Annotated in this window: 13 protein-coding genes and 1 tRNA gene; 11 read left to right on the plus strand and 3 right to left on the minus strand. The window is 53.5% G+C overall.

Features of this window, described 5'->3' with window-relative positions:
• Positions 1-2 precede the first annotated feature (2 nt).
• The 10 genes from ACYVAD_RS10185 (at position 3) to ACYVAD_RS10230 (ending at position 10,210) form a co-directional block, all read left to right on the plus strand.
• Positions 3-3,572 carry a hypothetical protein gene (locus ACYVAD_RS10185; RefSeq protein WP_461139381.1) on the plus strand — a complete coding sequence of 1,190 codons (3,570 nt, stop codon included), beginning with the start codon at positions 3-5 and terminating at the stop codon, positions 3,570-3,572.
• 123 nt (positions 3,573-3,695) lie between these two features.
• Positions 3,696-4,562 carry a S49 family peptidase gene (locus ACYVAD_RS10190; protein WP_461139382.1) on the plus strand — a complete coding sequence of 289 codons (867 nt, stop codon included), beginning with the start codon at positions 3,696-3,698 and terminating at the stop codon, positions 4,560-4,562.
• A complete protein-coding gene (locus ACYVAD_RS10195) occupies positions 4,555-5,106 on the plus strand; it encodes a hypothetical protein (protein ID WP_461139383.1) in 552 nt (183 codons plus the stop codon). The genes ACYVAD_RS10190 and ACYVAD_RS10195 overlap by 8 nt, the downstream gene beginning before the upstream one ends.
• Positions 5,107-5,165: 59 nt before the next feature.
• On the plus strand, positions 5,166-6,149 hold the full coding sequence (locus tag ACYVAD_RS10200; RefSeq protein ID WP_461139384.1) for a hypothetical protein: 984 nt from the start codon (positions 5,166-5,168) through the stop codon (positions 6,147-6,149).
• 112 nt (positions 6,150-6,261) lie between these two features.
• On the plus strand, positions 6,262-6,978 hold the full coding sequence (locus ACYVAD_RS10205) for a hypothetical protein (protein ID WP_461139385.1): 717 nt from the start codon (positions 6,262-6,264) through the stop codon (positions 6,976-6,978).
• A gap of 69 nt (positions 6,979-7,047) precedes the next feature.
• The gene (locus ACYVAD_RS10210) at positions 7,048-7,239 is read left to right on the plus strand and encodes a hypothetical protein (protein WP_461139386.1); all 192 of its coding nucleotides are present in this window, start codon (positions 7,048-7,050) and stop codon (positions 7,237-7,239) included.
• A gap of 2 nt (positions 7,240-7,241) precedes the next feature.
• On the plus strand, positions 7,242-7,694 hold the full coding sequence (locus ACYVAD_RS10215; protein ID WP_461139387.1) for a hypothetical protein: 453 nt from the start codon (positions 7,242-7,244) through the stop codon (positions 7,692-7,694).
• Between the two features lie 35 nt (positions 7,695-7,729).
• A complete protein-coding gene (locus tag ACYVAD_RS10220; RefSeq protein ID WP_461139388.1) occupies positions 7,730-8,146 on the plus strand; it encodes a hypothetical protein in 417 nt (138 codons plus the stop codon).
• 47 nt (positions 8,147-8,193) lie between these two features.
• Entirely contained in the window at positions 8,194-8,724 is a 531-nt protein-coding gene (locus ACYVAD_RS10225) for a hypothetical protein (RefSeq protein WP_461139389.1), read from the plus strand.
• The gene (locus ACYVAD_RS10230; protein ID WP_461139390.1) at positions 8,711-10,210 is read left to right on the plus strand and encodes a hypothetical protein; all 1,500 of its coding nucleotides are present in this window, start codon (positions 8,711-8,713) and stop codon (positions 10,208-10,210) included. The genes ACYVAD_RS10225 and ACYVAD_RS10230 overlap by 14 nt, the downstream gene beginning before the upstream one ends.
• Before the next feature lie 274 nt (positions 10,211-10,484).
• Here ACYVAD_RS10230 and ACYVAD_RS10235 read toward each other — a convergent pair whose 3' ends face one another.
• The 3 genes from ACYVAD_RS10235 to ACYVAD_RS10245 form a co-directional block, all read right to left on the minus strand.
• Positions 10,485-11,075, minus strand: coding sequence for a recombinase family protein (locus ACYVAD_RS10235; protein WP_461139391.1), 591 nt, complete (start codon positions 11,073-11,075; stop codon positions 10,485-10,487).
• 170 nt (positions 11,076-11,245) lie between these two features.
• Positions 11,246-12,469, minus strand: coding sequence for a phage integrase SAM-like domain-containing protein (locus ACYVAD_RS10240; RefSeq protein ID WP_461139392.1), 1,224 nt, complete (start codon positions 12,467-12,469; stop codon positions 11,246-11,248).
• Between the two features lie 229 nt (positions 12,470-12,698).
• Positions 12,699-12,783, minus strand: a tRNA-Ser gene (locus ACYVAD_RS10245).
• Positions 12,784-12,937: 154 nt separating this feature from the next.
• Here ACYVAD_RS10245 and ACYVAD_RS10250 point away from each other — a divergent pair.
• Positions 12,938-15,169: an AIR synthase-related protein gene (locus tag ACYVAD_RS10250; RefSeq protein ID WP_461139393.1), complete on the plus strand. Its 2,232-nt coding sequence runs from the start codon at positions 12,938-12,940 to the stop codon at positions 15,167-15,169.
• Positions 15,170-15,256: the final 87 nt, after the last annotated feature.

A 15,256-nucleotide genomic window follows, 5' to 3' on the forward strand; every position in this document is an offset into this window, starting at 1 on the left:
CTATGGCAATAGGTAATACACCGATTGAGGGGCCAATTGACAGCACCTTGATCGAAGGGCAGATTGACGCAAACCTGCCCGACAATAAAGAGCGGTTAAATACGGCGGGCACGACGCGGGCGCTGCTGAAGATTCTGGTGCGCTGGCTGGCCTCGGTCGCTAACAGCGTATTGCAGGCCAATACGTTCTTTCCCGCCTTCGAGTGGAACGGCACCAAGTTGCGGCTGAAGAACCCCGACAATAGCTGGGCTCCCGAGGTCGACCTGAAAGCGACGCTGGCTCCTGAATCGGTGCTGCCCGGTATGCTCAGCAAACTGACGTATGAGCGGACGGCACCCTTTACCCTGCTAAATGGCGACAACAAGGGGCAGGTGTTTAATGGCGCTGTATTCCTGATGCGGGGCATTACGATTCCGGTTGGGCGGACGGGCGAAACCACCTTCTTCCTGAAAGCGTACCCCCTGGCGGGCGTTCCCGTTGGTCGCAAGATGACGCTTTACATCGACCTGACCAGTTCGGACGCGGCAGGTATCGACCTGGTGCGCTGGCAAGCCAACGGACGTACCGCACCGTTTAGCCAGGAAGCTAACGTAGCGACCAACCTGACCACCGAAGCCATGGGGGAGGGGCGCTGGCGCATACGAATGGAGTACACGGTGCAGGCTGGCCACAGCAGCATCGAGCCGTTCTTTCAGGTAACCAACCAGGTTGCCCGAACGGTCGACACCACGATTGAGGCCACGTTTTACATCATCCAAACCGATTCGTTTACCAACCCGGCCACGCTGGAATTTGAGCGGGTACGCAACACGCTGACCGAACAACAAGCCGATATCGACGATAAAACCCTGTGCTTCTCGGTGGCCACCGCACCCGAATACATCCCGTTGGCCGGGGCGGTGCTTGACGGCAGCACGATTCGGATTCCAGTAGGAAAGACGGGCAATCTGTCGTACATCGTATATAACCTGCAGGCCGCTCAGCTGGATAACTGGCAGGTAAACAACACCATCCACATGATGGCCATCGTGGCGCTGAGCCCTGACCTGGCTGACGAAATCCGTATGAACTGTGGGATCACCCGCAATGGCCAGGACGTCGATTACCAGGCGCAAACGACCGGCATGGAGCTCATTGCACCGGGCATCCTGGCGCTGTCGTTTAGCTATACGATCCAAACGGGTGACACGGCCATCAAACCGTTCGTTCAACTCTACGACAACCGGCAGGCGACTGAAGTCGAGTTGACGTTTCGCATTGTCGATCTGTGCTACGCTCCGATTACGCCTGCTGGCATGGGATCGAGCCAGTACGTATTTCGGCGGGAGATCAGGCGGTTGGATGAGCGGGCCAACACCCTCCAAGGGCAGATCAACGCGCTCCCCTTTCAGGGGCAGATTAATAACCTACAAAGTCAGCTTATTGGCCAGCAGAGTCAAATCAACAGCCAGACGTTATCGTTTACCCTGAAGCCAATCCTGACGAATTACATTACATTCAATGGGGCGGTTCAGAGTGGCAAGGCGTTGCAAATTCCCATTGGCCAGACGGGTAGGGACAGTTACATCCAACCGCTGTTTAACAAATTCCAGTTCGTTAACTGGTCGGTGCTGGTGGGCAAAGCGGTGCAGTTCACGATGGTCGCGCAGGTGGACGCGGGGATTCGCCCGCACCTGAACTGTGGGCTAAACGTCCAACGTGGCAGCCAGGAACTGCAGGGGCAGGCCGCCAACGTACAAAAAGCCGAAACGAATGGACTGATGGTCTTTTCGTTTACCTATACCATTCAAGCAGGGGATAGTGATCTGATGCCGTTCCTGCAGATCGGTGGGGGAATACCAGCGGCTACCGTATTACAATCGTTTTCGATTCTTAAAACGATCTATACGCCCATCGTGCCGACTGGCTACCAGCAGAATGAATACGTATTGGAGCAGGAACTCCAGCACCGGGACGCGCAGATCAGCGCCCTGAAGGGACAGGTGGGCTACTTTCCAAGCCCGCTGTCGATCACCACGCTGACGGTCAAAGCGGACGGTACGGGCGACTTTACCAGCGTGAAGCTGGCCAATGATTCGATAGTTGACAGCTCACCGAACCACTGGTATGAGATCCTGTTTCATCCGGCCATCAATACCGAAGTCGAGTACCATATCAAGCCTTACACGATTGTACGCGGTACGCTCCGGGATGCCTGTATTCTAGCCGGTGAAATGCCAGATTGGGCCACCGATGACCAAATTTCACTGAGCTCAACGATCTGGGTGGACGCCACCAGTGAGCTCTACAACCTGACCATCACCTGCCGCAATATGCGTTACCCGGTGCACAGCGAAGCGGGCGGGAACAATGTCGATGCTCGCCACCATGTTCAGAATTGCACCATTCATCACTTTGGCAACCAGGGGGCCAGAGCCTGGCGGCAGGCGCACCCTGAATCGGGCATGAGTCCACTGACCGTCTGGACATCCGAGAACCCCTGGGGGTACGGCTCGGGCAGTGGCGTCGACGAAACGTTCGAGGATGTGACGTTCATAGGTCCCGGCACTGGCTGGTACATCCACGACAATAAGGACTTCACCAGGGGAACCGTCAACAAGCTCCGCAACTGCCGCCTGGTAAAAACGGGCGGGTGGGGTTCGGTGATCGTGGTGCAGCCACTCGGTTCGGGCGTGACCAGCACCATCGATCTGCGCGGCTGCAGCATCACGCCGGGCTATATCGTGCTCGACGATAATCCCTGGCTGACCAAACGGCCAGAAAACCAGGTGGCTGACCATTGTCAGTACAACATTACGCTGTCAGACTGCAGCAACATCGGCTTTCTGGACAACACACGCGGGCGGGCGTTACGAATTAACAGTACCGGCACGTCGGTTCGGGTATCCGGTTCGGCGGTTCCGTTGATCTTTGGCACTGTAACCACCCACGACGGTGGGGGTGGACTTGGCGGCTACCTGTACGGCAGCTGGGACATCAGCGGCATTCCGGTGGGCTTTGATAACGAAGCGATTGTTAACACCCTGGGACGTCGACTAGGCAATTGCACGAGTGCCACCAAGACGTTAAACTGCCTCTTTCAGGATGGGACGTCTAAAGTCATAACGTTCAACCAGGACTATACGGCGCAGTCCAATGCGACCATCCTGGCCCTGATCAATGGGGTACTAGGGGCAGCGGGAGCCGCCTTTGAACACAACGTCACCGAAGGCGAGCACTACCCCGAGATTCAGGACAAACAGGTAACCCTGCTGAACAGTACAGGGACGGGCATTCCCCGCTGGTCGGCTGTCTGCTACGATACGTCGATCAACACGGTACGGCTGATGACGGCAGCAGACGATGCGGCTCTATTTCTGGGCATTGCTATCGAACGAATCGTGCCTGGCAACTTTGGGCGGGTGCTGACGGAAGGCTACATGCACCGAACGCAGCTGGCCGGGTTCGGCAGCAACATTGTCATCGGGCAGTCGATTTCGCAGACGGGCAACGGTCAGTTCGAGATCAGCGGCACCAAAGTGGTGGCCAGGGGTATTGCTCTGGATTGGGCACACTTTAAGGGAAATCGGTAAGTTCGGGTGACTTGTCGACAGCCACGCTGTAGCTACAGCGTGGCTTTTTGTGCCGCGCGGAGTGGTCCTTTCCGGTTGACAAGTGCCCCCCCACTTTCGTAGCGTAATAGACCGCTATCGGCAATGTTAGCCAATCCCTTCGGCCTTTGGGCCATCTCTGACCAACAACTATCCATCGTTCAGGCAGCGTTAGCCGAGAATAAGTTTCGGCCTTACCTGTCGGGCCATCCTGATGTATCGCCCGCTCAGATTGCCGCCTGCTCCGACACGCCGTTCTCCTATGAGGGCTGGTACGCTGACCGGTTGAGCATTGGTCAACCCGATGCGCAGGTGCCGGTGATCCCTATCAAGGGCATGATGATGCAGGGCAGCATGTACGATAACGTCTTCTCGAATGATTTTATCATCGCCATGTTCAACAACATTGCCGCCAACGATAAGAAGAAGGGCGTCATTCTGGACTTCAATACGGGCGGTGGTCAGGTACAGGGGGTAACCGAGTTTGTGCAGGCGGTGCGGGCATTGGTTCAGAAAAAACCGGTGGTGGCCTCGGTTACGTTTGCCGCATCAGCGGGCTTTTGGGTAGCCAGCCAGACCAGCGAAATCCACATGCGGCCAGGACCGGTGTCGAGCATTGGCTCCATCGGTACGATGTACATTCACATGAACCGGGCGAAAGCCCTGGCGCAGGCGGGTCTTGATCCCGAGATCTTCCGCTCGACGGGTAGCGTCGATAAAAACACCCAGAATGATATCGAGGAGCTCAGCGAACAGGCCAGAGCCGACATTCAGACCGCACTCGATATGAGCAACAAAGCCTTCAAAGCCGACGTCCGCATCGGGCGCGGTCCCAAAATCAAATCCCAATCGGTCTATACCGGCAAGCTCTACGCCACAGCCGACGCCATCCGCGAAGGCCTGGCCGACCGCCAGGCAGACCTTTTAAGCTCTTACCAACGAGTTATTCAATTATCCAAAAACTATGCGTAGAACCACCGTAACCGGGAGTTTGCTGGCCATGATCCTGCCAGCAACCGTAGCGAAACATTTCCTAGAAAATGCCTCGCAGGAAGAAGTCAACAAGGCTGAGCAGGAAGCGGCTGTGCTGCATGGCCAGCTGCAGAGCGGCATCGATACGCCACCCGCTGGCCAGCCCGTCGCTCAGGTGCCGCCCACCGTACCGCCAGCCGCACCAGCGGTACCACCCGTAACAACGCCAGCGGCACCGGTTGCGCAGCTGCCGTTGGAAACTACCGCACCAACGGGTGATCTGCAGAGCCAACTGACGGCTATGACCAGCCGGGCTACGAATGCCGAATCGACCCTAACGTCAGTCAACCAGCAACTGGCCTCGGTCACGGCAGAGCGCGATAACTACAAATCCTGGTACCAGAAGATTCAGGGAGTAGGAACAACCTTACCAATTGCCGACGCCAGCAATCGTGGCCAGAACCTGAATACGGAACAGCCCGAGCTATCAGCAGCGACGTCAGCCGCCCTACAGGCCTTCCAGAACCGTAAAAAAACGGCCTAACCAGCCTGACCAGCACGATCAGTCTTTTCTCAATCGGACAGCTTTTTCAATAATAAACAATGAATGAAGTAATTGATTTTTCAAACTTTGGCACCGACCTGATGCGGACGGTGCAGGACATGGGCGGTAACATCGTCATCGTCAACTCGACGATGGACGGGGTGGCCAGCCTGCAGAATGACTTCACTACGGAGATCATTCGGGACAAGGGTTTACTGGTGAGCGCCGAGTTCCTGGATGCCTTCAAAGCGGCCAGCAACTCGTTTGAAGGCCGCAAAGCCATGGAGGTACGTTCGCGCAAAGCTGAATTTACTGAGGGCGATATCGACCTGGAAATTACGCTGGACGATATCAAGAAGGCGTACCGCTCGTATTTGGGCTGGGTGATGGCACCGAACACCACCGAAAACGACATTCGGGACAATCCGTTCGAGTTGTTCTACATCCGCCAGATCATCAAGCAGCACTTCCAGTTCATCCGGCTCAAAACCGTTTGGAAGGGTATCTACAACCCGACACCCGTGGGTGCGCAGAACATTGCTGATGGTCTGCTGAAGAAATTTACGACGGCGCGGGCATCGACTAATGCCGCTGAGAAGATCAAGGCTAGCCATATTTTCGACGCTGAAGCCCTGACCGACGACAATGCCTACGAACAGGTAAACGGCCTGGCTGGTCTGGTGGCCAGCGAGCGGGAAGACATGCTGGCCGTTCCGCTCAACCTGTACCTGTCGCAGACCAGCTACGACAAGTACCGCCGTAACCGTCGTGCGCTGTTTCCCGAACACGTTGGACCGGCTGACAAGCCAACCACGCTCGATGACTACAGCCAGATCAGCTTCAAGATCGATCCCGGCCTGTCGGGCAAGGAAACGATGGCCATCACGCCGAAAGAGAACCTGAAGTTTATCGCCAACGAAGCACCGGGCGTCTATCACATCAACATTGTGAAGCAGGTGAAATCGTGGCAGATCAGCATTCGCGTGTCGGTCGGTATGGACTTCGCTTCGCCTGACCTGCTGTTCATCAACGACGCGGTCTAGTAGCCAAACGGCCTGGCTGCTGTGACGGGTAGCCATCGGACCGCCGAAGCGGGCTAATTCAATCCGTCAATTTCTTTTTGTTCTACAGGTTTTTATCAGTCAGCTAAATCAAATGAAGTTTTCAAAAGTGCTCATGGGCCTGGCCCTTTTCCTGATTGCTGCCCTAGTGGCGGTCGTATCAGACAACCTACTGGCAGGCGTGGTCACCATTCCCGCCGTAACCTACGGCCTGCAGACGGCAGGTATTTCGCTTTTCGATGGTCCCCTGGCGTTTTATGGGGCACTGGCACCGGTTAAAAAACCCGAGCAGGGCGTGGCCAACCCTGGCGGTGGTCGTCGCTTATTCCTGGCTCCGGTGGATGGTGTTACGGGGGAATGGCCAAAGTTGGCTGATATCGTTTTGGGTAAGCTAAGCGTTGCGCCTACCATGACCGCTGCCGTGGTCGGACCACCCGCCATTCCAGCGGGCGCGTTCGTCGAAGTATCGGTCAGTGACAACTCACTCAAGATTGATGCTGCCCTAAAGGGACCAAGCGGCTACCAAAGCTGGGAGCAAATGCTGGAAGTGAAAATCGCGGGCTTTACGGAGGAACAATGCGACGCCATTGAGAAACTGCTCAACCAGGAAGTAGTGGCCGTGGTGGTACTAACGGACGGCAAGCGGGTTGTTCTGGGCTCGAACTTCCTAGGCCTGCAGTTCGAGATCACCCACACGACCGGCGCGAAAGGTGGCGACCGTCGTGAGTGGACGCTGAAGGCGAAACAGGACGGTTACATGTTCTCCTACCCAATCCTGGACGCAGCAGTGGTCATCCCAGGCATTGCTTAGTATTTATCACCGGGCTCCTGTTGTCTCCTGATTCTAGGAGGGCAACAGGAGCCTTTTTCCTAAACAGTAATGGCTAAACAAACCCGCCCTACGATTCAAGTGCTCTGCGATGAAAACACGCAGTTTGGCATTGGCTCGGACGTCATTCGGGCTAAAGACCTGACGCTGGAACAGGCCACGCTAGTCGATACGCAGCACCCTGGTCAGTACGTAAAAATTGTCAACGAAAAAGTGGCCGAAACGGACGCTAAAACCGAGTAATCATGGGAGATTTAAAAGCACTCAAAGCCACCTATCAGCTGGCACAACTGGAAAACGATTCGTACCAGACCGATGAGAGCGCAGCCGCTTACGAAACGGCTAAAGCGGCTTATGAAGCGGCTAAGGCGAATCCTGAAGCCGCTACTAGCGAGCCAGTGGCTCCGACGCCACCCGCTAAACCAGCGCCAGCACCGGCCAAGCCGACGATGACCAAGACGCCACCGAAAGCACCGACCAAGCCAGCGCCAGCACCAAAAGCGGCTCCCAAAGCGGCTCCGGTGGTCGATCTGAAAACTGCATTAGCACCCAAAGTGGATGCAGATCAGACGGGTGATCAGGGCACCGAAGGCGGTCAGGATGACACGCAGACGGATGACCAGGAGTCAGGTGATGCAGAAAAAAAAAGCGCATCGACGCCTGGCGTAACAACAACACCGGAGGAAACGCCCGAGTAAGCAGTCACCCGACAGGATCAGCCAAAGAGCAGCTGATGATTCAGGCCGAAGACCTGCATCGTCGAGCTGCTCTTTTGTCTAATACCCTGGCTGATTTCGATGACGACGACGTCGACGGGCGTAAGCCAGTGGTGAACGAGATCCTAAGCCTGCGCGAGCAGTGGAAGGACGTTCGCTACGAGATCGAAACCGGCCAGAAGCGTCGGGAGGAAAAGCCCGCTAAACCGACCACCATCGAGCTTGGTATGAGTGAAGCCGAAATCAAGGTTGAACTGGCCAAAACGCGGGTAAACGTCACTAAGAATAAACAAAAGCTGGAAGAGAACCCCGACCACAAAAACGCGGCCACCTGGCAGGCTGAATACGACCGGCTGGTGATCCTGCGCGATGCCTACGAAATGGAGCTCGCTAATTTGAAATACATGAGCCAGCCCAAAAACGAAGGGGCTTAAAAATCGTGGCTTTTCCAGAAAACTCACTTTCTCAATCGTCAAGCTAGATGAGACAGCATAACAAGTACTTAGAAAAGGTACAAGACGAGCTCAGCGTCTACCAACGCTACCTGCTCGACGACACCACACCACTCACCAAGACCCAATTCGAGACCTACGAAAAGATCGACACGGTACGGGCCAGGCTACGCGATGGTAATTCCGACCAGGACGTGCTGGCGATGCTAAAGAACTCGCATAAGATTCAGGACCGTAGGGCGCGAGAAATCCTGAACATGGCCTATGAAGTATTTGCGGAACTACGCCAGGCGCGGAATAAGGACGGGGTAAAATATCTCTATGCCGATATCTTCCGAAAAGCCGCTTTTGATGCTGGTCAGGATGGAGATCGGCTGGCATTCGGTATTCTGATGAAGGAAGCGGCCAAGATCGACGGCGCTTATGATAACCAGAAGACCGTCGACGCCGAATCGAAGAAGAAGCCGACTAAGGTGATTATCAAAGTGAAATCTGTCAACATTGGGCCAGCGGCTGCTGAACCCCGTAAAATCGAAGACACGAGCCATGAAGAAGTCTGAGGAACAAACCAATCCTGACGAGCTCGAACTCGAAGTCAACGAGAAGCAGGGGCGGTTCCTTGCCGATGTTATGGCTCGTCACTACAAGATGGTGGGCATGGTGGGCGGTCGGGGCAGTGGCAAATCCATTACCCTGGCTGACCTGCTGAAGATAGCCTCTGAAGAGCTACCAAAGGGAAAATGCGGGTGGGGCGTTAAAACAGTGACGAAGGCCAAGTCCAAGCTGACGTCGGGCCTTAAATCGCGCTGGTCGAAAGGGTGGCTGTGCGAGGAGTATGACTGGACAACTGGTCAGGGTGACTACGTGCTCTGGCGGGAGCCACCACCAGGCTGGGACCGGGCGTATGAAGCACCCGACAACTGGGAGAACTGCATCAGCTGGCCGAACGGTTTCTGCATCGAGTTCGAAGGATTCAAACTTTCCTCGGAAGAGAACCGGGGGGCTAACTTCGACATGTACGTTGTCGACGAAGGTTTGAATTTTAAGAAGGCCTGGCTAACGGTGGTATTGCCCACATTGCGGGCAAACATCGGAAAATTCGACTCTCCCCTGCACCGTAGCTTTTTTGTGTTTTCCTCACCGCCCTGGACACCTGACGCGCAGTGGATGTACGAAATTGAGGAGCTTGCCAAAAAGGAGCCCGACAGTTACTACTTCATGGAAGTCAAGACTGTCGATAACCAGGCGTTTCTACCTGCTGACTATATCGATGGCCTGAAGCGTATCCTGCTTAAAATGGTGTTCGAGGTGGAAGTGCTGGGCAAGCGGATCAGTAAGCTGCCTAAAACGTTCTACCCATCGTTCAACCGGGAGAAGCATGTGCTGGAAGACCACGATGAAGATGAGCCACTCAAGATGAATGGGGAGTTGTTCTACAACCCACACCAATACCTGGTGGCCAGCCTAGACTTTAACGCCCACTTCACATCAGCAACCATTTGGCAGGAGGACGACGACTATGGCAGGCTGGTGGGAACAGTCTATGTGAAAGAGGCACAGGAGGGGGGCACCATGTCGGAAGCCGAAGCCTATGCTATCAAGGAGCAGTTCGCCGGGCACAAGAAAAAGAAGATCATTCTGACGGGTGACCGCAATGGGAAGAACAAATCAGCGGGCTCTAACAAGAGCATGTTCCAACAGGTAGAAGAGATACTTGATGCAGCCGGGTGGGATGTGGTGCAGGCACCGCTCAACTTCAACCCGGCACACAAGGACAAGCATCAAGACATCAACCGAGTACTGCAGGAGAAGGAGCCGGACCTGTTCAAGGTACGTATCGATGGGGTGAAGGCTAAGCCAGCGGTGATCAGCATCGAGAACAGCCCGATACAAACCGATTACTCAAAGGACAAGTCGAGTGAAGAAGGGGACGGCGAACAGGAACTGGCCACCCACTTGAGTGACACGGTCGACTACTATATCATTCGGCGCATGCGGCTCGGACTGGCCAGGGCCAACGAAGACTTCGAGATCCAATTCATCTGACCGGCCAGGCCTGGCAGGCAGCACACATCACGCACCAGACCAAAAAGGGTCGGTGGCCGGGGAAACGTCAAGTACCCCCGAGCCGCCGACCCTTTCAGCTATTCGAAAAAAGCGATTTTGGAAATTTCCAAAATGCCAAAGGGCGGGGTCGATAGACAAAAAGGGGGCAAAAAAATGGGGTTCTGTTTTTGCAAATGGCTGATTTTGTGATTTTTAAGCCGATTTTTTTCTCAAAAACAGTGCAACTTTTTTAACGTGCTGATAAACAGAGTAATTAGGCTGTTTTTGCCACTTTACGCCACTCGACGCCACGGTGATCAAGGTACGTATATACCGTCTGCCTGGCGATTGATAATTTCTGCGCGATCAGCTTGATCGAGTAGCCTTCTCTGAAAAGCGATTCGGCCACGCGGGCGGTGGTCTTGGCTTCTTCGGTTAGGCCTTTCGGTTTGCCCCCGACTTTGCCTTTCAGTTTAGCGGCAGCTAAACCGGCCATGGTGCGCTCCCTGGTCTGCGCTCGTTCGAACTCAGCCAGGCTGCAGAAGATGTGAAAGATCAGCTTGCCAGCTGGTGTGCTGGTGTCGATGGAATCGTTGATACTGCAAAACGTAACCTCCTTATCTGCGAACGTATTAACTAGCTCGATTAAATGCGTTAGGTTACGACCAAGGCGGTCCAACTTCCAAACCATTACTTCATCGCCTGGCCGCAACTGCTGCAGTAGCTTTTCCAGTTCGGGACGATCCCGAGCACCACCGCTGATTTTTTCCTGAAAGATCAGGCCGCACCCGGCTGACTGCAGGGCGTTGATTTGCAAATCGAGGTTCTGATCAACCGTCGACACGCGGGCATAACCGATTCTCATAATGGTGTAAGATAAAACGCTCGATTTGGAAGACACTCGCCAGGGCAGGGCAACTGCCTGGTAAAGTGTCCAATATACTTGTCTAAGATTGTGTGTCTAATATACCCCGTTTTGTTGGACAAAAAAAGCCCATCGGTTAGGATGGGCTTCATAAAAGCAGTCTCTTTTGTTTACGAGGCCTTGCGGTTCTGTTCCTGGTAGGCCTGGCTTTGGTTGAGCTCCGATATCACTCGACGCTCGTCGGGTCGACCGTACACTTCCAAGCCTTTAGACGACTTCCGGCCAAGCATGACCATGACCGCTTCAGTACTTAGATTGAGTGTGTTGTAGCACCAATCGGTGAACGTCTTACGACCGGCCTTGGTCGACAGGTCAGGGTGAAAGCCTAGCTCAGCAGCTATCAGTTTAAGCCAGTCGTTCATGGTCTTATTGCTCTTGACTGGTAGCTTCTCCCAACCGCCGTACTTATCGACAATAGCCGCCACTTCTTTAAACTGTGGCACTCTGGCCTTCACTTCCGTTTTTATCCTGGCTTTGATCAACCAGGGCTTCCCGTCGATCCCCCGCTGAAGTGCCGACTGATACCGGTTAGCAAAATCTTTCAAGTCAGCATAATGGAAGCCAGTGCGGCAGTAGATAATGAACAGATCGGCAACCTCCTGTTTGTACTTGTTGGTAAACTGATAGTTGAGCAGGCGGGTAAACTCTTCCTCCGTCAAATAGATCGGGTCGGGGTAAGCTACGTCGGGTACCCGGAAATCTTCCAGGTCATTGCGGTCTGCCAGATGGTTGGCCTTGGCCCATCGAATGGCCTGTTTGATCGTTTGGCTGTGCTTACGGACGTAGCTGTCAGCGTGACCTGTCTTCCCATTGACTGGAATCGACTTCATCCACTTGCGATATTTTTTCAACCAGTTCACGTCGAAATCTTCGGCAGGCAAATCCAGTGCTTGCTGGCTGATCAGGAAGTCGATGACTTTCTTCCGGCAATCGTCGTAGGTTTCCCATGTGCCTTTGCTACGCTCGGGGTCATCCTTAACTTCCTTCAGAAACATATCAAACGCTGTGGCTAACGATGCGCCGTCGCTTCCCCGCTTATAGAGCCGTTTTATTTTGCCCGCTGTTATGGTGACTTTGCTTCGAAACAAGTCATTGTAAAGGGCCATCAGTTGTAGCTCCTGAGTGACTAATTGTTCGTTCTTGAATTGTGATTTGGGGTCTGCTTTAGTGATGCGTTGCGTGTCGGCATTCCAGTGGTCTCGGTAGATAGTGAGACCAGTCGAACCAATTTCAACGCGTTCGGCCTTGACGGTAATGTTGCAATAAATTTGCGCTTTACCGGGGATTTTGGAATCGTGTAACCAGTAGTTAACTTCCATTCGGTTGATGTTCATGGTGCTTGGTTTTGTTGGTTAGTCCAACAAAAACGATAACACCATCATATGCTGTTTAAGGGTAGACGGGGGGTGCCAACAGTCAATTTAGTTGCCAGCACATTTGCCAATAAGGCGTAAAAAGTGGGGAGATTGGCCGTAAAACGGGGGTTAATGCCTTAGAATAGGGCACAAAAAAACCCGATAAGTATAAATTATCGGGCACTTTGTCACTCTAATAGTCTATTCGCAGAGAGAGAGGGATTCGAACCCCCGGACCTGTTACAGTCAGTGGTTTTCAAGACCACCGCAATCGACCACTCTGCCATCTCTCTTTGTGGGTGCAAATATACGACGTAATGAGGCTTTGTCAAGCCCTGTCGGCCATTTTTGAACAAAAACTGTGATTTCATCGATATTCAAAGAGTGTAATGCTATCGCGTGAGTTATTCACTTAGTCTATCAGTTACTCATTTACAAATAGATAACATGGCTGCTCCTGAATCACTTCCAACACCTGAATTCGCCCAGAAACTTGGTTTACCGCCAGAAGAATTCGATCAAATCAAGCAAATTCTCGGCCGTCAGCCGAACACTACCGAATTGACCATCCTATCGGTGATAGTATCAAAGCATAATGCTAATAAGAATGCTGGCTCGTGGCTGAAGACGCTCCCTCGTGATTCAGATCGAATGGTTGAAGGAGATGGAAATTTGGTCAATGTTGGAGACGGATTGGCTTGTTCATTCACAGTTGAATCGCATTCGGGTTCTTCGGCAATGGCAACGGATAGGGGCATAGGCCGAAACAGCAATACAAAGGGGATTCGGCCTATTGCCCGGTTTAGCGCGTTCCATCTCGGCGGTCTGAAACAGGACTTAACGCGGCAGGCGTTGCGGGATTCTGAAAAAAATAATAGCAATCACAACACCACCTACGGTGTACCGACCGTGGGGAGATCGTTCTATTTTGATGAGTGTTACAAGGCCAATCCCTTGGCTAGTATTTTCTCGGTAGGAATCGTTGAGGTGGATAAAGTGGGCAAAGCTACAGCGTATGGTGTAGGCGATCTGCTGTTTGTCGTCGGTTCGACAAGGGGCAAAAATCAGGATGATACGTTCGCATCGGAAGCTACTTCAATCTTTTCAACGGATACGTTGACAGCCGTGCGGGCTGATGAGTCGTCTACCGAGAGCCAGGTGGATGACTATACAATCGACATCAGAAATTACGTTGTTCGCACTCACCAGATAGGTGCTTCCGGCATCATCGGCTCAATCGTTGACGTGAATGCGGAGGGTATATATGGGATGAGCATTAATCTCGATCATATACCTACCCGGCAGCCCGGCTTAAAGCCATCGGAAATTCTACTGTCGGAGTTGCCAGGATATGAACTGGTGATTGTTGAGAAAGAAAAAGTAGAGGCTGTTCGACACCTTTGCGACCAACGGGGCCTGACCTGTGTGCAGATCGGCGAAGTGACAGCTTCCGCCGGTAATGGAGCTGGACGTTTACAGGTCTATTACCAGGGCGAACAGGTGGCTGACGTACCCGCCTACGACGTAACACAGAGTAAAGACGATCTACAGAATCAGCAACAGGATTACCAGGAGCCAGCGTACATCGCGAATTATGCCGAGTTTGACATTGACGATGTAGACGACCTGAAGCTGGATGAGGTCAAGGAGGTCACCAGGGCGTTGATTGGACACCCCAATATTTGCTCTCGAAAATGGATGCGTGAGCAGGCCAGTTCGACGATAAATACCAGCCATACTCCTGATACGTTATCGGATGCTGCTATGGTCCGAATCAAGGATGCCCTAACTGACGGTGCACAATCACCCGAGACCGAAACGTCTCTTGTTGTTACGGTTGCCGGGAACGGCCGCTACGTAAACGCCGATCCACGGAAGGGGGCCATGATCGCCGTAGTTGAAGCCGCGCGGAACATTGTCTGCTCGGGTGGCGATCCACTGGCTGTGACGGTTAACATGGACTTCGGCGATCCGCACGCATCAGATGTTAACTGGCAGTTCGTGGAAGCCGTGCAGGGCGTAAGTGAAGCCTGCCGTCGATTCAGCCTGCCGGTAATGGGCAGTAACGTGAACTTTCATAAGCCCGACACGGATGAAGGCTCCATATTCCCAACCCCGACGATCGGCATGCTGGGGCTCATGGAAAATCCAGACTATCGGATGTCGCTCAATGTCAAAAACGAAGGCGATCGGATTTACCTGATTGGTCCTACGACAGACGATATTGCCGCTTCGGAATACCTGTATTCCTACCGGGGTATTAAGGCCGCTCCTGCTCCCTTTTTCGATGTGCAGACTGAGTGGCGGGTGCAGGAAGGCATCCGTACCATGATTCGCAACGGCTGGATTCGGTCGGCGCACAGTGTATCGGAAGGTGGCCTGTTTATTACGTTGGTCGAGTCGACAATGGCGGGTGGAAAAGGATTTGCCATTGAATCGAACGAGCGTTACCGGATGGATGCATTCTTATTCGGCGAAGGACAGAGCCGGGTTGTCGTTACGGTGCCACCCGAGCATTTTCATCATGTCGAAGCCTACCTGGACGAGGGGTATAATGTATTCACGCGCCTGGGTAGTGTAACGGTAGCTGACTTTGTCGTTGATGAAACCGTAATCATGACCTCTGCCGAAGCCCAGGAACTGTACGACAGTGCCCTTGGTAAAATCATGAACGAGTAGGTTAAATCGCCCAAGGAGAATATGTTTGCTATCGTTACCGGGGCGCATAATCGCCCGGCGGGTCGACGATCTGTCACTCATTTAATA

The organism is Spirosoma pomorum, from assembly GCF_054776615.1.